At 67.0% G+C, this 17629-nt stretch carries 17 protein-coding genes; 6 read left to right on the forward strand and 11 right to left on the reverse strand.

All coding sequences use genetic code 11. From position 1 onward, the window contains the following. The first annotated feature begins 22 nt into the window (after positions 1–22). From fliI to ACWCOP_RS01595, 3 genes are all read left to right on the forward strand, one after another. Entirely contained in the window at positions 23–1342 is a 1320-nt protein-coding gene (fliI, locus tag ACWCOP_RS01585) for a flagellar protein export ATPase FliI (RefSeq protein WP_478249470.1), read from the forward strand. Between the two features lie 3 nt (positions 1343–1345). Further along, positions 1346–1765: a flagellar export protein FliJ gene (gene fliJ / locus ACWCOP_RS01590; RefSeq protein ID WP_478249471.1), complete on the forward strand. Its 420-nt coding sequence runs from the start codon at positions 1346–1348 to the stop codon at positions 1763–1765. Between the two features lie 463 nt (positions 1766–2228). Then, positions 2229–2726, forward strand: coding sequence for a hypothetical protein (locus ACWCOP_RS01595; protein ID WP_478249472.1), 498 nt, complete (start codon positions 2229–2231; stop codon positions 2724–2726). Positions 2727–2959: 233 nt separating this feature from the next. Here the strand turns inward: ACWCOP_RS01595 and ACWCOP_RS01600 are convergent, their stop codons facing one another. The 7 genes from ACWCOP_RS01600 to ACWCOP_RS01630 all read right to left on the reverse strand — a co-directional run bounded on the left by ACWCOP_RS01600 (position 2960) and on the right by ACWCOP_RS01630 (position 9594). After that, entirely contained in the window at positions 2960–3790 is an 831-nt protein-coding gene (locus ACWCOP_RS01600) for a CheR family methyltransferase (protein ID WP_478249473.1), read from the reverse strand. Further along, positions 3787–4899, reverse strand: a complete 1113-nt coding sequence (locus ACWCOP_RS01605; RefSeq protein WP_478249474.1) for a protein-glutamate methylesterase/protein-glutamine glutaminase — start codon at positions 4897–4899, stop codon at positions 3787–3789. Before ACWCOP_RS01605 ends, ACWCOP_RS01600 begins: the two co-directional genes overlap by 4 nt. An 18-nt stretch (positions 4900–4917) precedes the next feature. Further along, positions 4918–5283 carry a response regulator gene (locus tag ACWCOP_RS01610; RefSeq protein ID WP_478249475.1) on the reverse strand — a complete coding sequence of 122 codons (366 nt, stop codon included), beginning with the start codon at positions 5281–5283 and terminating at the stop codon, positions 4918–4920. 15 nt (positions 5284–5298) lie between these two features. Further along, positions 5299–5751, reverse strand: coding sequence for a chemotaxis protein CheW (locus ACWCOP_RS01615; RefSeq protein ID WP_478249476.1), 453 nt, complete (start codon positions 5749–5751; stop codon positions 5299–5301). 11 nt (positions 5752–5762) lie between these two features. Continuing rightward, positions 5763–8483 (reverse strand): chemotaxis protein CheW, encoded by a 2721-nt coding sequence (locus ACWCOP_RS01620; protein ID WP_478249477.1) that lies wholly within the window; start codon positions 8481–8483, stop codon positions 5763–5765. A gap of 118 nt (positions 8484–8601) precedes the next feature. Beyond that, on the reverse strand, positions 8602–9276 hold the full coding sequence (chpT, locus tag ACWCOP_RS01625; RefSeq protein ID WP_478249478.1) for a histidine phosphotransferase ChpT: 675 nt from the start codon (positions 9274–9276) through the stop codon (positions 8602–8604). A gap of 93 nt (positions 9277–9369) precedes the next feature. Beyond that, on the reverse strand, positions 9370–9594 hold the full coding sequence (locus ACWCOP_RS01630; protein WP_478249479.1) for a hypothetical protein: 225 nt from the start codon (positions 9592–9594) through the stop codon (positions 9370–9372). Between the two features lie 244 nt (positions 9595–9838). On the opposite strand from ACWCOP_RS01630, the gene ACWCOP_RS01635 reads away from it, so the two are divergent. Next, the gene (locus ACWCOP_RS01635; protein WP_478249480.1) at positions 9839–11338 is read left to right on the forward strand and encodes a peptidoglycan DD-metalloendopeptidase family protein; all 1500 of its coding nucleotides are present in this window, start codon (positions 9839–9841) and stop codon (positions 11336–11338) included. 75 nt (positions 11339–11413) lie between these two features. Here ACWCOP_RS01635 and ACWCOP_RS01640 read toward each other — a convergent pair whose 3' ends face one another. Continuing rightward, entirely contained in the window at positions 11414–11833 is a 420-nt protein-coding gene (locus tag ACWCOP_RS01640; protein WP_478249481.1) for a DUF4168 domain-containing protein, read from the reverse strand. A 167-nt stretch (positions 11834–12000) separates the two neighbouring features. Beyond that, complete coding sequence (folE, locus tag ACWCOP_RS01645; RefSeq protein WP_478249482.1) at positions 12001–12630, reverse strand: GTP cyclohydrolase I FolE; 630 nt, start codon at positions 12628–12630, stop codon at positions 12001–12003. Between the two features lie 277 nt (positions 12631–12907). On the opposite strand from folE, the gene cysS reads away from it, so the two are divergent. Together cysS and ACWCOP_RS01655 are read left to right on the forward strand one after the other, a co-directional pair. Next, positions 12908–14299 carry a cysteine--tRNA ligase gene (cysS, locus tag ACWCOP_RS01650; protein WP_478249483.1) on the forward strand — a complete coding sequence of 464 codons (1392 nt, stop codon included), beginning with the start codon at positions 12908–12910 and terminating at the stop codon, positions 14297–14299. A gap of 31 nt (positions 14300–14330) precedes the next feature. Then, positions 14331–14762 carry an iron-sulfur cluster assembly scaffold protein gene (locus ACWCOP_RS01655; protein WP_478249484.1) on the forward strand — a complete coding sequence of 144 codons (432 nt, stop codon included), beginning with the start codon at positions 14331–14333 and terminating at the stop codon, positions 14760–14762. 156 nt (positions 14763–14918) lie between these two features. On the opposite strand, the gene ACWCOP_RS01660 is transcribed toward ACWCOP_RS01655, so the two are convergent. Further along, positions 14919–15782, reverse strand: a complete 864-nt coding sequence (locus ACWCOP_RS01660) for a universal stress protein (RefSeq protein ID WP_478249485.1) — start codon at positions 15780–15782, stop codon at positions 14919–14921. Positions 15783–16038: 256 nt separating this feature from the next. Next, entirely contained in the window at positions 16039–17535 is a 1497-nt protein-coding gene (locus ACWCOP_RS01665) for a SulP family inorganic anion transporter (protein WP_478249486.1), read from the reverse strand. Positions 17536–17629: the final 94 nt, after the last annotated feature.

A 17629-nucleotide genomic window follows, 5' to 3' on the forward strand; every position in this document is an offset into this window, starting at 1 on the left:
CGCAACGCTGCGAGAATGAAGCGTGGACAGGCTGATCGAAGAGATCGATGCGCTGGAGACGCGTACCTTCAAAGGGTGCGTGAGCGCGGTGAACGGCCTGCTCATCGAGGCGGAGGGGCCGCGCCAGGCGTTGACCCTGGGCGCCGGCGTGCGCCTGGACACCGGGTCCGGCGACGCCTCGCGGTGTGAAATCATCGGCTTTCGCGGCGAGACCGCCCTGATGATGGCCTATGGCGATCTGGCCGGCGTGCGCCCCGGCGCGCGGGCGGTGATCGAGCCGGGCGGCGCGGCGATAAAGCCCTGCCGGGCGTGGCTGGGGCGGGTGATCGACAGTTTCGGCCGGCCCCGCGACGGGCTCGGCGTTCTGGCCACCGGGGATGCGTCCTATCCGCTTAAAGGGCGCGCACCTTGCGCCCATTCGCGCCAGCGCCTGGGCGACCGGCTGGAGCTGGGCGTGCGCGCCATGAACATCTTCACCCCCATGCGCAAAGGTCAGCGCCTGGGCGTGTTCGCCGGGTCGGGCGTGGGCAAATCGGTGCTCATGTCCATGCTGGCGCGCGGATCAGGCGCCGACGTCATCGTCATCGGCCTGATCGGCGAACGGGGCCGCGAGGCGCGTGAATTCGTCGAGGACGTGTTGGGCCCGGAAGGCCGGGTGAAATCCGTCGTCGTCACAGAAACCAGCGACGCGCCCGCCCTGGCCCGCCGCCGGGCCGCCTACACCACCATGGCCACGGCTGAATATTTCCGCGATCAGGGCCTCAACGTGCTCTGCCTGATGGATTCGGTGACGCGCTTTGCGCTGGCCCAGCGCGAGATCGGGCTTGCAGCCGGAGAACCGCCCACCACGCGCGGCTACACCCCGTCTGTGTTCGCCGAGTTGCCCGCGCTGCTGGAGCGCGCGGGGCCGGGCCTGGAAGGGACCGGATCGATCACCGGCCTGTTCACCGTGCTGGTGGACGGCGACGACCATAACGAGCCCATCGCCGATGCGGTGCGCGGCATTCTGGACGGCCATATCGTGATGAGCCGCGCCATCGCCGAGCGCGGCCGCTTCCCGGCGATCGACGTCTTGAAATCAATTTCGCGCACCGCGCCGGAGGTTTATGCGCCCGAAGAGGCGCCTCTGGCCAAGCGGGCGCGCGGCCTCCTGGCGGCCTATGCCGACATGGAGGAGCTCATTCGGCTCGGGGCCTATACGCCCGGGTCGAACCCGGAGGTGGACCGGGCGATTGCGGTCAACGAACCGCTTGAAAACATTCTGGGGCAGGCGAAAGACGACACCTCTTCGATCGAAGAGAGTTTCGCGGTCCTGTCCGGAATTCTGGGTGATGGAGGGTAAGGCATGGCGACGAGATCTCATGCGCCGCTGATCAGGCTGGCGCGCTTTAAAGTCGAAGAGCTGCAAAAGCAGATGGCCGATATCGAGCAGGTTCGCGTCTCGATTCACGACCAGATCGACAGGCTCGAGGAAAGCGTTCCCGAAGAGCAGGCCGTGGCGGGCGAGAGCAAGGACGGCTATCTGGCCTATGGCAGCTATGCGCGCTCGGTGATCCAGCGCAAGGAGAAGCTGCGGCTCAGCCTCGACGAGGTGGACGCCCAGGCCGACGGCCTGCGCGAGCGTCTGGAGACCGCCTACGGCGAGCTGAAGAAATTCGAGCTTCTGGAAGAGCGCAGGCTCTCGCGCATTCAGGACACGCTGCGGGCGGCCGAACAGGCGGAGATGGACGAGATCGCAGGCCGCATGCGGCGCTCGGCGCACTAACGCGATATCAGTCGATTCTGATCGACCGATATCGCTCCAGATCTTTGACTCGCCGCTTTTTAGGCCTGCGACGCCGACGTCCATCTTCGCTGAAAAGGCTCTCGCACGCCAAGGCGCGATCGTCCTGGCGACTTATACGAGTTGACGGATCTTGCTGGTTGAATTCGCCCTGAAAAGGCTTGCGTTCGACCGTTAATCGCGTCCTAATATTCGTATTAGTCGGGGGACGCATGTGCGCTTGGTAAGACGCTTCGAGCTGGTTTTGGCCGCGCTGGTGGCCGGGGGTGCGAGTTTCGCCGCTCTTGCGCCGGGCGCGATGTCTGCATCTGGGGTCTCATCGGCGTCGGGCGGATCGACGGCCTCGAGCGCCGCTTCCAGTTCCGCCGCCCGTTTGGGCTCCGGGTCGGGCTCCGGTTTTGGAGACCGGTCTGCGATCCCCCTGACGCCGCCGGAGATCGGGCGCGTGTCCGCCGCTGATTTCGCCGATATCGAAGTCTCCGAGGCCTCGCGCGCCGTGGCCGCCTCCGTGCTGGGCCGCGAGGCGCGCGCCGCACGCTTCATGGCGTCGCCGCCCCGGCGCGAAGAGCCCGGCGCGGGCGCCGTCCAGATATCGCCGCGCGCCAGCGTTCAGTCGAGCTCCGCCTGGTCGGGAGAGGCGCTGGGTCTGGACCTCTCCTACGCTCCGCCCGCCGGTCCAAACGAGCCCAACTGGTGGCTTGTGGGCGGTGCAGGCCGGGAAAGCTATGCGGTGGCCGCCGGCGGTCTGCGCGAGTTCACCGTGGCGCCGGTCTCGGCCTCGACCACGGTGGGCGACTCCCATCTCGGCGTCGCCATGGAACTCAGCGATCACGCCTACGCCTCGGTGGGCTATGTGCGCGAGGTGCGCAAATTCACCCTCGGCACTGAGGACTGGGAAGACGAAGAGCACTATCTCGGCTTCGGCCTGCAGGCGCGCTGGTAGGCGCAGCGTCTCAAGCGCGGCGTTTTCGCCGCGCCATATCTCCACGCTCAGCCCAGCACCCGCTTCACCTTCGTCGCCAGGACGGCCCGCGTCTGCGGCTGAGGCGTTTGCGTAAACTTGCACGCCCGCTTTCGCCGCTCCGGCGTCCAGGTTGATCCCGGCCCCACCGCTTTATGAGTGAGCGTTCACTCTAAAGGCCGCGGGTGAGAGGCTGGGTCCGCCAGGCCGGGCGCTCACGCCGCAGCGGCGCTCTTGGCGGCCGTGGCGGGTTTGGCGTAGAGGCCGCGCTGGCCGGGCACCGGGCGCAGGGCCTCGGTGAGGCCCACCACGGTTTCGGCGGCGCCCAGCACCAGATAGCCGTCATCGGCCAGCTGGGCGGCGAGGCGGTCGAGGATCTTGGCCTTGGCCTGGATATCAAAATAAATCAGCACGTTGCGGCAGAAGATCACGTCCAGCCTGCCGTAGCGGGAGAAGTCCTCCAGCAGATTGCTCTGTTCGAAGCGGACTTTCTGGCGGATCGCCGGCTTGATCTTCCAGCTTTCGCCGGCCTGATCGAAATGCTTCACCAGGCGCTGGATCGGCAGGCCGCGCTGCACTTCAAACTGGGTGTAGACCCCGGCGCGCGCCTTCTCCAGAACCGGGCCGCTCATATCGGTGGCCAGGATGTCGGCGGGCGGCGTCAGGCCTTCTTCGGCCAGCATGGCCAGCGAATAGGGCTCCTGGCCCGAGCTCGCCGCGGCGCACCAGACCTTCAAGGACCGGCCCGCGCGCGCAGCTTTCAGCGCCGGCGCGATGGTTTTTTCATAGAGCTCGAACGGGGTCTTGTCGCGGAAGAAGAAGGTCTCGTGGGTCGCCAGCGCCTCGCTCGCGGCGATGCAGAGCTGGCGATCGCCGCGCATCATGGCGTCGATGAGGGCCTCCACGCACGCAAAGCCTTCCTTGCGCGCCAGCGGGCCAAGGCGCGAATCTACGAGATAGGCCTTCTCCGGCCCGAGCATGAGCCCGGTGCGCTGTCTCACATCATTGGAGAGAAAGTCGAACTTGGCGGGGGGAAGCGCGCTCATATCGTCCCTTTCAGGCGCCGGGCAAGCTCCGGGCCGATATCATTCAAAGGTAAAATCTGATCGGCGAGGCCGGCCTCGGCCACCGCGCCGGGCATGCCCCAGACCACGCTGGAGGCCTGGTCCTGGGCGATCACCTGGCCGCCGGCCGCGCGCACCGCGCGCGCGCCGTCGCGCCCGTCATGGCCCATGCCGGTCAGCACAACCGCCAGAAGCGCGCGGCCCGCGGCCGCGGCGCAGCTTTCAAACAGCGGGTCCACCGCCGGGCGGCAGAAATTCACTTGCGGAGTCTGGTCCAGCTGGGCGCGCAATCCGGTGCGGTCAGAATGAACGGTGAAGTGGAAATCACCCGGCGCGACATAGACATGGCCGGCGCGCAGAATCTCGCCATGCCTCGCCTCGCTCGCCGGTAATCCGCACTTGGTCAGATGCTCGGCCAGGATGGCGGTGAACAGCTTGGGCATGTGCTGGGTGATGACGATGGGCGCGCGCGTATCCTGGGGCAGGGCGCTCATCACCTCGCGCAGGGCCTGGGGACCGCCGGTGGACGATCCGATGGCGATCAGTCCCGGGCGGGTGGTCACAAGGGTGCGCGGCGTTGACGGGTAGACCGGCGCCAGGCGCGGCGCCGGCTGGTTTGCAGGCGCGATGAAGGTGGAGGGCTGGGAGCGATAGCGCGGGCTCAGCGCCACCAGCTTGGCGATCAGGGAATCGCGATAGGCGTCCGCGCCCGCGACCCGGCCCGCTTCGGGCTTGGGTGCATAGTCGGCGGCGCCCAGCGACAGGGCGCGCATGGTCACTTCCGCGCCCTTGCGGGTCAGGGTGGAAGCCATCACGACGCGCGCGCGCGGCGCGGCTTTCAGGATCAGGGGCAGGGCGGTGAGCCCGTCCATGCGCGGCATTTCGATGTCGAGCACGACCAGGTCGGGCTGCAGCTCACCGGCTTTGCGCACGCCCTGCTCGCCGTCGCCGCAGGTGGCGGCGACGTCAAGGCGCGGATCCTGCTCGACCCAGCGGGCCACAAGTCCGCGCACCACCGCGCTGTCATCAATGATAAGCACGCGGGGCAGGGCGCCGGCGGCGGGGGGATCGATATTGGCGGCTGCGCTCACTGGGTTCACGCTTTCAGGTCAGACCAGGCCGGTTTCGGCGAATTTGCTTTCGATGATGTCGCCGTCGAACGGCTTCATCACGTATTCGTCCGCCCCGGCGCGCAGGGCCTGGGAGATGTGGGCCATGTCGTTTTCGGTGGTGCAGAACACCACGACCGGCTTCTTGCCGTTGGGTTCGGCGCGCAGCTTGATCAGGAAATCCAGCCCGTTCATCACCGGCATGTTCCAGTCCAGCAGCACTGCGTCGGGCATCGCCTTGCGGCAGGCGTCCAGCGCCTGCTGGCCGTCGCCGGCCTCCTCGCAGGCGAAGCCCATCCCTTCCACGATGCGGCGCGCCACCTTTCGGATGACGCGGCTGTCGTCGACGACGAGGCAGGTTTTCATGGCGCTTTCTCTCCGTTACGCCGCCAGACCCGCGGCCCGCCAAGAGATCAGGGCGCGCACGTCGAGGACAGCGAGAAGCTGGTTGTCGAGCCGGTGCACGCCTTTGAGAAGCGCGCGCCATTTCGGATCAAGATGGGCCGGCGAGGGCTCAAGGGTGTCGGGTTTCAGCCGCATCACCTCGCCCACCTCGTCGACCAGGACGCCGAACAGTTCCGAACCCTGCTCAAGGCCCAGGGCCATCACCGGGGCGCCGGCGTCGCGCGGGGGCAGACCGAGCTTGAAGCGGGCCTCCACCGCGGTGACGATGCGCCCGCGCAGGTTCAACAGGCCGGCGATGTCGCCGGGCGCGCGCGGCACGCGGGTGACGTCCTGGGGCGAGAAGACCTCGCGGATCTCATGGACCTCGACGCCGAACAGCTGGCCGCCGATCTTCACGGTGACGTATTCGAAGCGATCTTCGCTACTCATGCCGGTCTCCTTCAAGCCGCTTCGACGGCGCGCTCGGTGCGCGCGGCCTTGTCCAGCATAGCGATCAGCCCGCCGCGGTCGGCGCGGTCGATCACGGCGACAAACCCGTCCATGGGCGAGCCATAGGCGTTTTCGCCCACACCCAGGCGCGGCGTGTCGGTGAAATAGCCCTCGGAGGCCAGGCGCGCGAGGGCGCCCGGATCACCGACGACCACATCATAGGCCGCGCCCATCTGGGCCGCGTCGCGCGCCTCGTGAAGCCCGCCCGCCACGGTGACGTCATAACCGGCCGCCGCCAGCAGCGGCGCCAGCATGCGCCGCGAGAACGCGTCGGCCTCCACCAGCAGAATGGCGCTGCGGGATTTTGATTTCATGCGCTGGGGCGCGCCGGACCAGGCGCGCTCCATGTGCCAGGCGATGTCGAGCACCTCGGTGGCCTTGCCCTTGATCACGGCCGAGCCGATCACGCCGGGGCGTTCGGAGCCCATCTCCAGGTCGAGCACTTCCTCGACCACGTCCAGGATCTCGTCCACCGCGACTCCGGCCGATTTTCCGTCCTCGGAGAACACCAGCACCGGTTGACGGCCCTCGGTCCGGAAGGCGCCGTCGCCGCCCACATGGGCCAGCGGCAACAGGCGTCCGCGATACTGCACGACCCGGCGTCCGTCGGTCATCTCGATGGCGGAGGCCTCGAAGTCCTCAAGGCGCGTGATGAGGCTGACCGGCACGGCCCTGGGTTCGGAGCCGCCCGCACGCACCAGCAGCAGGCGCTGACGGGCGCTGATTTCAGCGGCGGCTTCGGTCACTTCGCCCCGGCCGGTGTCGGCGTCTTCGGTTTCGGTGGCGATTTCCTGGGCCAGACCATTGGGGTCAAGGATCATGATCACCGATCCGTCGCCCAGAATGGTGGCGCCGGAGAATACGGTGGTGGCGCGCAAGGGACCCGACAGCGGCTTGACCACGATCTCCTCGGTGTCGAGCACGTCGTCGACCACAAGACCCAGCTTGCGCCCGGCGGCTTCCAGCACGACGACATAGCCTGACATCGCGCCTTCCTGCAGCGATTGGGAGAGCACTTGCTCCAGCCCGATCACCGGCAGCAGCCGCTCGCGCAGGCGGATCATGCTGGCCCCGTTCAGGGTCTCCACGGTCACCGGCGAGCCCGGGCCCACGCGCACCAGCTCGCGCACCGACAATTGCGGTACGGCGAAGCGCTGCTCGCCCGACTTGATCACCAGGGCCGAGACGATGGCCAGGGTGAGCGGAATCTTGATGGTGAAGGTGGAGCCCTTGCCCACCGCGCTCACCAGATCGATCGAGCCGCCGATCTGTTCGATATTGGTGCGCACCACGTCCATGCCGACGCCGCGGCCGGACAGGTTGGTGATCTGCGCCGCCGTGGAGAATCCGGCTGCAAAGATGAAGCGCTGGATCTGCGCTTCGCTCATCTGGGCCAGCTCATCCTCGGTGGCCAGACCCTTTTCCAGCGCCTTGGCGCGGATCTTGGCCGGGTCGATGCCGGCGCCGTCATCAACGAGCTTGATGATGATCGCGCCGCCTTCATGATAGGCCGACAGCCTGATCGTGCCGGTTTCGCTCTTGCCCGCAGCGATCCGCTTCTCAGGCGTCTCCAGGCCGTGATCGCAGGAATTGCGGATCATGTGAGTGAGCGGATCCTTGATCAGCTCAAGCACCTGGCGATCCAGCTCGGTGTCTTCACCTTCCTGGATCAGCTTGATTTTCTTGCCCAGATCCTGGGTGGCGTCGCGCACGATGCGCGGCAGCTTCTTCCAGGCGTCGCCCACCGGCTGCATGCGGGTCTTCATCACCCCTTCCTGCAGCTCGGCGGTCACCGAGGACAGGCGCTGCAGCGGCGTCTTCAGGGCGCTGTCTTCAACGCCGCGCACGATCTGGTGCATCTGATTGCGCGCCAGGACCAGCTCGGACACCGTAGTCATCAGGTTTTCAAGCACGTCCACGCTCACCCGTATGGTGGCGCTGGCGCGGGCCGGACCGTTGGAGGCGGCGGGACGCGCCGCTTCCGCCTGGGCCGGCGTGTTGGCGGCGGGCGCGGCGCTGACCATGGGCGCGTCCAGCTCGGCGTCCAGATCCTCGTCCTCGATTTCGGCGGCCGCGGGCGCCTCGTCTTCTTCGGGGCCGGGCGTGTTCATGAACGCGGCTTCCAGATCGGCCAGCGACACCTCGCCCAGGCGCAGTTCACGGCCCAGATCGGCGTCAAATCCGTAGCCGGCCTCCGCGACCGGTTCAGGTTCAGGCTCGGGCGCCGCGAGTTCGGGTTCGGGCTCAGGCGCAGGGGCCGGTGCACGGGACGGCGCTGCGGCCTTGGGGTCGGCGCCGCCTTCAGACAGGATTTCCAGGCGATTGATCAGCTCTGAATCCTCGCCGGCGGGTTCTGTCCCCGTCATTTCAATCCCGGTGAGGATCTCCTTGATGCGGTCCAGCGCTTCCAGCACCAGCGTCACGGCGCTGGAATCGGCCACCAGATCGCCGTCGCGGAACTTGCCCAGCAGCGTCTCACCGGCGTGGGCCACCGCTTCCAGCCGCTCCAGCGCAAGGAAGCCGCACGTGCCCTTGATGGTGTGCAGAAGCCGGAAAATATTATCCAGCGTCGCCCGATCTGTGGGGTCGGCCTCAAACTTCACCAGCTCTGAATCGATAACGTCCAGACTCTCGAACGTTTCGCTCAGAAATTCGCCGATCAACTCATCCATGAATAAACCCCGCAGCCCTGACATGGCGGTTCAGGCCCTCACAGTGTCATGGCAGGGTTAACGGAAGGTTGGACGGCCGACCCGGTCGCGAGCGTCGCAGCGACGGGCTGCGGCGTGCTTATTCGGCGGCCTGGATGCTGTGTCCCGGCCCGGTCAGAGCGGCCAGTTCGACGCGGTCCTCGGTGAGGCTTGCTTCAGCCCGGCCGCCGCTTTCGCGGGCGATGAGTCCGGCGTAATAGGGCTGAACATTGCGGCCGTCGAACCCGTCTTCGGGCGCGTCGCCCTTGAACGCAGTGATATAGGCCGCATCCAGGCGCAGGCGCGGCCCGGCGGCGACCACGCGCAGGCGCGCGCCGCCGTCACCGGAGGCGGCCGCCTCGATCGTCACGGTTCCACCGCGCGGCAGAGTGTCGACGGCCAGCCAGATCAGGTTGAGCAGAACGCGCGCGGCGCTCTTGGGAATTTCGCCGCCTTCGGTCTTCCACGCCAGTTCCGAGCGCGCCTCGCTGAACATGGACTGCGCCAGGTTGCGGATCTCGCTGAGGGCCATGTCGCCGCTGCGCGATCCGGCTGCGCCAAAGCAGACGCGGGCGTATTCCAGCTTGGAGCGGATTTGTCCGGCGCCGTTGCGCAGAAGCGCGATGGCGTCGTCGCGCATGTCCGCCGCATCGTCATCGTCCAGAACCGAAAGCGCCGCGCCCATGGCGCTGGCCGGTCCGGCGATGTCATGGCAAACCCGCGAGCAGAGCAGGGCGGCGAGGTCGGTGGCGGAGAGCGCGGCGATCTGTGTCATGCGGCCACTGTGACGCGATTCTCAAATTCGAACAGGCGCCACTCCATCCCGGCTGCGCGGCGCCGGCGCCGCGCAGCCGGGGCTGGCGTGCCGCTAGACGCTGTCGTCCATATCGTCATGGCCGCTGCGGCTGGAGTGAAACACCAGCCACATCAACCCGCCGCCGAGGCCTGCGGTGAACACCACGCCGAGGGTAAGAGCGAGCCAGCCATGCCAGCTCATCGCGGTGTCCATGCTGGTCCAGACATCAACGGCGACCCACACGGTGGCCGCGACAAGGCCGCCGAGCACGGCGAGGAGCAGAAAGGTCTGTTTCATGGCGGGCCTCCGGAGGGGGCTGCGTCGAGCTTACGGGTTTGTTAATTATGCTCAGGTTCTTTTCGGCATGGCTTGGCAAGCCAGTTCGCCTGGGTCAACATATCGCAGATCAAGCTGCACCGCGCCGCCGACACTGTGGTTTCGGTCTGGTAATTGCAGAACGGCCTGGTGAATGCTTCGCGACGCGGACCACGCGCCGGCGCGGCTGTAAATGTGCGGTTACGAGGGGTTTTCAAACACACTCATGTCCGGATTCGACGTTAAACACGCCGACGCCCGCCGGTCTCGCACCCTGGCTTTCTTCTTAACGCTGACCGGCGTCCTCCTGTTCACCTTCGCGCTGCTGATCCTGCGCAACCCGTCCCCGGGCGAGGCGCGGGCCGCATCTCCAGTCGAGCTGGAGCTGGCCGCCGATCTGGCGACCGGCGCCGACGCCGTGGTGACGGCCGGCGGCCTTTCCGGAGAGGCGCCGGCCCCGGCCCTGATGCGCGCAGCGGTGTTCGACACCGGCCGCGCGCTCATCGAAGCCGAGCACGCCCTGTTCACCGACGCCACCTGGCGGCCCCAGGTGAGCGCGCACGAAATCACCGTCAGCCGCGGCCAGACCTTCGCCAGCGTGCTGGACGCCGCCGGCGCCAGCCGCCTCGACGCCGCCCGCGCCATCGCCGCGCTGGAGCCGCTCTTTTCGGCGCGCAATCTGCGCGCAGGCCAGAGCCTGACCGTCTTCATGGAGACGCCGACCTTGCGCCAGATCGCCGATGACCAGCATAGCGGCGAAGCGCGCCTGGCCGGTTTCTCCTTCCGTCCTGATTCAGACCGCACCCTCACCGTGGCGCGCATGGACGACAATTTTCGCGCCCGTGAAGCGGCTCCGGCGCTGGAGCGTCAACTGGTCCGCGCCCGCGGCGAGGTGGACTCCTCGCTCTATGTTTCGGCGCTGGAGGTGGGAGCCACCGACCGCATCGTGGTGGAGCTGGCCGGGATCCTGGGCTATGCGGTGGACTTCCGGACCATCCAGCCTGGCGACGCGTTCGACGTGGTGTTCGAGCGCTTCGTGAACCGGCGCGGCGAGACCGTGCGCACCGGCGAGATCGTCTATCTGGTGTTCGACGGGCGCGGCGACGCGCTGGAGTATTTCCGCTTCGAGGCGCCGGACGGCGAGATCGGCTATTATACGTCCGAGGGCGAAAGCGCCCGCCGCCTGCTCATGAAGATGCCCATCAACGGCGCCCGGATCAGCTCCAATTTCGGCATGCGCTTCCATCCGGTCCTGCAGACCAATCGCGCCCATAACGGCACCGATTTCGCCGCTCCGCGCGGCACGCCGATCATGGCCGCGGGCGCCGGGGTGGTGGCGCGGGCGAACCGTTTCGGCAGCTTCGGCAACTATATCCGCATCCAGCACGCCAACGGCTATGAGACCGCCTATGCGCACCTGAACGGGTTTGCGCGCGGGATCCGCGCCGGCGCACGGGTGCAACAGGGCCAGACCATCGGCTATGTGGGCACCACCGGGCGCTCCACCGGCCCGCACCTGCACTATGAAGTCCACCTCAACGGCCGGCCCACCAATCCGCTGGCGCTGGATCTGCCCACCGGCAAGACCCTCAGCGACGGCGAGCTCGCGCTGTTCGCGGCCGAGCGCGAGCGGATCGTGGCGATCCGCGACGCGGCGCGCCCCGCCGACGGCTCCGCCCCGCCAGAGACCTCCCTGGTGGCGGAACTGGACGCCGACAACACCTGAAGCGGCTCTTGAGCGACGCACAAAAAAGGGCGGCCCGCGGGGCCGCCCTTTTCATGTCCAGGTGCGCGGCGCCGATTAGTCGGCGCTCTGGCGCGACTGGGCTTCGGCGTTCAGGCGCTCGGCGACCTGGGGGTCGGTCTGCGCGGCGGCGGCGATGGACTGATAGGTCTCCGGCGTGAGGCCGGCGTCCTCCACCGCGGAGACGAGCTCGCCCTGGGCCTGCTGCTGCAGCGCGGCCGCGGCCTCCTGGCTTTCGGCGGCCTGCATTTGCGGCTGGTATTGCTGAACCACGGCCTGGACGGCCATGGCCGCGTCGATGAAGGACTCCACCTGCGCGTCGGTGAGCTCGGCGTTGGCGATGGGCTCCACCTGCATCTGCGCCTGAGCCTGGGCCTGGGCTTGAGATCGTGCGGCCTGGGCCATGGCGGGCGTGGCGGCGAAGGCGAGGCTGGCGGCTGCGGCCCCGGCGGCGGTGGTCAATTGGCGAAGGTTCATGGTTGAACTCCTTCCTGGGTGATCACTGTCGTCAGTACAGGAGGCCTTAGCTAACAAACCATGCCGCTCATTTCGACCGTTAAACTGAAACGTCACAAGAAGACCATAAATGAAAGAGCCCCGGCGCAGGCGCGCCGGAGCTCTTTCGCCGTCTTAAGCCGTGACGTTTAACGCTGCGACTTTTCGCAAAGGCGCATGAAGCGCTCGCGCAGTTCCGGGTTGGCCTTGAACTCACCGGTGAAGGTGGTGGTGATGGTCGACACGTTGGGGTGATGCACGCCCCGCGTGGTCATGCACTGGTGCTTGGCGTCAACGAAGATGGCCACGCCGCGCGGGTTCATGGCGTCTTCAATGGCGTCGGCGATCTGAGCGGTCATGGTCTCCTGGGTCTGAAGCCGCTTGGAGTAGGCCTCGACCACTTTGGCGATCTTGGAGATGCCCACCACGGCGCGGTCGGGCAGATAGGCGACGCACGCCGTGCCCAGGATCGGCGCCATGTGGTGCTCGCAATGGCTCTCCACATCGATATGGGTGAGCATGACCATGTCGTCATAGCCTTGCACGTCTTCAAAGCGCTTGCCCAGGATCGCTTTTGGATCCTCGCCATAGCCCCTGAACCAGTCTTCATAGGCCTTCACCACGCGCTTGGGCGTCTCCAGAAGGCCTTCGCGCCGGGGATCGTCGCCGGCCCAGCGCAAAAGCGTGCGCACGGCGGCTTCGGCTTCATCGCGGCTGGGGCGGGGCGTGTCGGTGGCGGGCGAGGCGTCGAGCGTGTCTTTATCGGTCATGGCGTCCATTGTCGGCGGATCCTTTCGTTGACGGGCGCGAAGCTGTCTTTTGTCTGGAGACGTCTTCACGAAGTACCGGTTTCCGGATCCGGCTCTTGCGCTTGCGGACACGTCCGCCAGGCGTTCGCCGGGTCTTTGAAGTCGGTGCGGCGCGGGCTTGGTTTTGCGCCAGCGCTCTAATTAGGCCTTCCGCGCCGCCTGTCCAATGGGCGGGCCCTCTTTTTTGCGGCCGGGCTTCGGTGTAGACCGGCGCGCTCCACCATCGCCACAGCGGGACACGCCGATCATGACCGGGCTCACACTCTACGATACGGCCTCACGCAAGAAGCGCGAGTTCACGCCCCAGGATCCCGCGCGGGTGACGATGTATGTGTGCGGACCCACGGTCTATGCGCCCGCCCATGTGGGCAATTTCCGCCCCGAAGTGGTGTTCGACGTGCTGTTTCGCGTGCTGCGCCGGACCTATGGCGAAGCAGCGGTGCTGTTTGCGCGCAACTTCACCGACGTGGACGACAAGATCAACGCCGCCGCCGGGGCCGAGGGCGTGGACATCAAGGTGATCTCCGACCGCTTCACCGCGATCTATCACGAGGACGCCGCGGCGCTGAACGTGCTGCCCAAAACCTTCGAACCCACCGCCACCGGCCATATGGACGAGATCACCGCCTTCATCGCCCGGCTGATCGAAGGCGGCTTCGCCTATGAGGCTGAGGGCCATGTCCTGTTCGCGGTGAACACGCACCAGCCCTATGGCGAGTTCTCCAAACGCCCGCTGGACGAGATGATCGCCGGCGCCCGCGTCGAAGTGGCGCCCTACAAGAAGAACGCGGCCGATTTTGTGCTGTGGAAGCCGGCCAAAGACGGCGAGCCGGGCTGGGACAGCCCCTGGGGGCGCGGGCGGCCCGGCTGGCATATCGAATGCTCGGCCATGATCGAGGGCTCGCTGGGAGAGACCATCGACATCCATGGCGGCGGAATCGACCTGGTGTTTCCACACCATGAAAACGAGATCGCCCAGTCGGCCTGCGCCCATGACGGCGCGCCGCTGGCCAATTACTGGCTGCATAACGGCTTTCTGGCCATGAACTCGGCCAAGATGAGCAAATCCGACGGCAATGTGGTCACGGTCCACGAGATGCTGGCCGACGGGGTGAAGGGCGAGACGATCCGCTACGCGATGCTCACCGGCCATTACCGCGCCCCGCTGGACTGGACGCCCGCCCTCATCGGCAGCGCGCGCAAGAGCCTGGACCGCCTTTATGGCGTGCTGCGGCGCATGGGCGATGTGGACGCGTCTGCTGATGCCGAGACGCCGGAGGCCGTGCTCACCGCGCTCCATGACGATCTGAACACGCCGCGCGCCCTGGCCGCCCTGTTTGAATTCGCCGCGCGCGCCAACAAGGCCGATGACGATCAAGCCCGGGCCGAGGCGGCGGCCGAGCTGAAGGCCGCCGGCGCGATTCTGGGCCTTCTGCAAAGCGATCCCGACGCCTGGTTCGGCCTTGACGCCGTGGCGGACGAGGAGCGCGCAAAGATCGACCAGCTCATTGTGGAGCGCACGAAAGCCCGCGCCGACAAGGACTTCGCCCGCGCCGACGAGATCCGCGAACAGCTCGACGAGCATGGCGTGCAGGCCGATGATGGACCGGAGGGGACGACATGGCGGATGAAGGCTTGATCCTTCCCCGCCGCGGCCCGATCTCCCGTCCATGACCGACGTCTATTCCAACGCGCTGCTTCAGCTCGCCGCCGACATTCCCCACGCCGAGCGGCTGGGGGAGCCCCACGCCAGCGCCACGAAGGTGTCGCGCATTTGCGGGTCTGAGCTGACGCTGGATCTGATGTTCGATGAGGCCGGGCGCATCGCCGATCTTGGGATGGACGTCTCGGCCTGCGCGCTGGGTCAGGCGAGCGCCTCGGTGTTCGCGCGCCATGCGATCGGGGCGGACCGCAGCGAGGTGGAAGCCGGGCGTGCGTCGCTGAAAGCCATGCTGCAGGAGAACGGCCCGGCGCCGTCGGGGCGGTTTGCAGAGCTTGAAGTCCTTCAGCCCGCCGCCAGCTATCGCCAGCGCCACGGCTCGATCCTTCTGGCGTTTGACGCGGCGTGCGAGGCGATGGCGGCGCGCACGGCGGGGCGGTAGGAGCCCGCTGCTCACCGGCGTCCTTCGAGGCTCCCCCGGATCAAGTCCGGGGTCGCACCTCGCAGATGAGGGTAAGTCGGGCCCCTGTTTTCCTCATCCTGAGGAGTCTTTTGCGCAGCAAAAGCCTCGAAGGACGCGGCGGCTCGCCGAAGACCGCTAACCCATCTCCGGGCGGAACAGCATCACCGGGATGCGGCAGCTGCGCACCATTTCGGTGGTGGTGGATCCGATGATCAGGGTGCGGATGCGCGAATGGCCGTAGGCGCCCATGACCAGAAGGTCCGCGCCGGTCTCGGCCACATGGGCCAGGATGACCTTCTCCGGCTCGCCGGCGGTGAACACCGTCTCCAGCTGATGGCCGGCCTCGGTGAGGAGTCCGGCCGCCGCGTTCATCTCGCGCTCCAGCCCGTCATCGCTCCGCCCGGCGTTCAGCAAGGTCAGTTTCACGCCGCCGAACAGCGCGCCGTCGGCGATATGGCTGATGGCCTTGCCGACGCTGGCGCCGCCGTCAAAGGCGATGACCGCGTGGCGGGGCTGTTTGAAGGCGCGGCTGGCCACCAGAACCGGGCGATGGGCCGCGCGCACGACCCGCTCCAGATTGGAGCCCAGATGCCCGGCGGCGTAGTCGGCGTGCTCGCCGCGCTTGCCCACGACCAGCAGGCGCGAGCCGTCCTCGAAATCCTTCACCGCATCCAGCATGGCGCCGGTGCGCAGCTTGGCGTGCACGTCCAGCGCGCCGGCGGCTTCGGCATGGGCCTTCGCAGCATCCAGCACTGCGGCGCCGGTTTCGCGCGCCAGCCGGGCGGCCTCGGCGTCGTGCTTGGTGAGCGTGTCCATGAGCGTGGATTTCGCGCCCAGCGCCAGATTGCCGGTGAAATCCAGCGGCGCGGTGCGCCGGCGGTGATCCACCACATGGACCAGATCGAGCCCGTAGCCGGTGGTCCGGCTCACCCAGGCGGCGTGATCGGTGACGCTCTCGCTATAAGCGGAGGTGTCGATGAAGGCGGTGATGCGGGTCATGACGCTGTCTCTATCCGAATAAGGGAGCGTTCAAAAGAGGAAGGGCGATAGGGAGTGTGGTGACCGCACAAGGCGATGGTCAGGACCGAGTACGGCGCGTCTTGTCCCTCCTCCGTGTGGGGAGGGTGGGCGCGCCGAAGGCGCGGTCGGGTGGGGGGAGCCTCCGCACTGACGGCGGACGATCGCAGCGCCGCCACCCCCTCCGTCCGCTTTGCGGACACCTCCCCCATCAAGGGGGAGGACAGAGTCCGGCGCCTCAATGGCCCGTCTCCACCGCTTCGCCCTCCTTGGCGCCGAGGCGGTTCATCAGGGTTTCGCTGGCCTCGTTCATGCCGACCAGGGTCACGGTCGCGCCTTCGCGCTTGAACTTGGTCACCGCCAGATCGATGGCCTGCACCGCCGAGATGTCCCAGATATGGGCGCGGGAAAGGTCGAGGGTGACGTCCGTGAGGGCCTCGCGGAAATCGAAGCTCTTCATGAATTCCTCGGTCGAGGCGAAGAAGAGCTGGCCCTCCACCGCGTAGGTGCGGGCGCGTTCATCCTCGCTCAAGCTGCTGGAGACGGTGAACAGGTTGGAGACCTTCCAGGCGAAGAACACGCCGGACAGAACGATCCCGATCGCGACGCCCACTGCGAGATTGTGGGAGATCACCACCCCGGCCACCGTGGCGATCATCACCAGATTGGAGCTAAAGGGATAGGTGCGCAGCGCCTTCACGCTGGACCAGGAGAACGTGCCGATGGACACCATGATCATGATCGCCACCAGGGCCGGCATGGGCACCAGCGCCACCAGATCGCCCAGCACCAGGATCAGGAACAAGAGGAACAGGCCCGCCATGAGCGAGGACAGGCGTCCCCTTCCGCCGGATTTCACGTTGATCACCGACTGGCCGATCATGGCGCAGCCCGCCATGCCGCCGAAAAAGCCGGTGACGGTGTTGGCGACGCCCTGGCCGATGCATTCGCGGTTCTTGTCGCTGGGCGTATCGGTGAGATCGTCCACGATCTGCGCGGTCAGAAGGCTTTCCAGCAAACCCACCACGGCGACCGCGGCGGCGTAGGGGAAGATGATCTGCAGGGTTTCAAAGGTCAGCGGAATGTCCGGCAGCAGGAAGACCGGCAGGGTGTCGGGCAGCGCGCCCATATCGCTCACCGTGCGCACGTCGAGGCCCAGGAAGAAGCTCAGCAGCGTCAGCACCACGATGCACACCAGCGGCGAGGGGATCACCGTGGTCAGTTTCGGGAACAGATAGATGATCGCCAGGCCGGCCGCGACCATCACATAGGTCACCCAGGTCACGCCGGTGAGCTCGGGCAATTGCGCCATGAAGATCAGGATGGCGAGCGCGTTCACAAAGCCGGTGAGCACCGAGCGCGACACGAAACGCATGAGAAAGCCCAGGCGCAGAACGCCCGCGCCGATCTGCAACAGGCCCGCCAGAACCGTGGTGGCGAGCAGGTATTGCAGGCCGTGCTCGGCCACCAGCGTGACCATGAGCACCGCCGTCGCCGCCGTCGCCGCGGAGATCATCCCCGGCCGGCCTCCGGTGAAGGCGATCAGCACGGCGATGGAGAAGCTGGCGTAGAGGCCCACCTTGGGGTCCACCCCGGCGATGATGGAAAACGCGATGGCTTCAGGGATCAGCGCCAGCGCCACCACCAGCCCGGCGAGCACGTCGCCGCGGACATTGAAAAACCAGGTCTCCTGCAAATAGCGCAGGACCGTCTGGTGGATCTCGTGAAACGCCATGAACCGGCAACTCTTCTTCAGGCGGCGCGCGCGAAGCCGCGCCGTCGTGACTGTTAATCAGAATAGACCGCACGCCTTTCGGGGCCGGGCCGGC

Source organism: Apolloniradiicaulis salifontis (assembly GCF_053756655.1).

Excerpts from the sequence above, each read along its gene's own strand:
- fliJ (WP_478249471.1), top strand. The coding sequence starts at position 1,346 with ATGGCGACGAGATCTCATGCGCCGCTGATCAGGCTGGCGCGCTTTAAA.
- ACWCOP_RS01600 (WP_478249473.1), bottom strand. The coding sequence starts at position 3,790 with ATGAGCGCGCTTCCCCCCGCCAAGTTCGACTTTCTCTCCAATGATGTG.
- ACWCOP_RS01610 (WP_478249475.1), bottom strand. The coding sequence starts at position 5,283 with ATGAAAACCTGCCTCGTCGTCGACGACAGCCGCGTCATCCGAAAGGTG.
- ACWCOP_RS01615 (WP_478249476.1), bottom strand. The coding sequence starts at position 5,751 with ATGAGTAGCGAAGATCGCTTCGAATACGTCACCGTGAAGATCGGCGGC.
- ACWCOP_RS01620 (WP_478249477.1), bottom strand. The coding sequence starts at position 8,483 with ATGGATGAGTTGATCGGCGAATTTCTGAGCGAAACGTTCGAGAGTCTG.
- chpT (WP_478249478.1), bottom strand. The coding sequence starts at position 9,276 with ATGACACAGATCGCCGCGCTCTCCGCCACCGACCTCGCCGCCCTGCTC.
- ACWCOP_RS01630 (WP_478249479.1), bottom strand. The coding sequence starts at position 9,594 with ATGAAACAGACCTTTCTGCTCCTCGCCGTGCTCGGCGGCCTTGTCGCG.
- ACWCOP_RS01635 (WP_478249480.1), top strand. The coding sequence starts at position 9,839 with ATGTCCGGATTCGACGTTAAACACGCCGACGCCCGCCGGTCTCGCACC.
- ACWCOP_RS01640 (WP_478249481.1), bottom strand. The coding sequence starts at position 11,833 with ATGAACCTTCGCCAATTGACCACCGCCGCCGGGGCCGCAGCCGCCAGC.
- folE (WP_478249482.1), bottom strand. The coding sequence starts at position 12,630 with ATGGACGCCATGACCGATAAAGACACGCTCGACGCCTCGCCCGCCACC.
- cysS (WP_478249483.1), top strand. The coding sequence starts at position 12,908 with ATGACCGGGCTCACACTCTACGATACGGCCTCACGCAAGAAGCGCGAG.
- ACWCOP_RS01655 (WP_478249484.1), top strand. The coding sequence starts at position 14,331 with ATGACCGACGTCTATTCCAACGCGCTGCTTCAGCTCGCCGCCGACATT.
- ACWCOP_RS01660 (WP_478249485.1), bottom strand. The coding sequence starts at position 15,782 with ATGACCCGCATCACCGCCTTCATCGACACCTCCGCTTATAGCGAGAGC.
- ACWCOP_RS01665 (WP_478249486.1), bottom strand. The coding sequence starts at position 17,535 with ATGGCGTTTCACGAGATCCACCAGACGGTCCTGCGCTATTTGCAGGAG.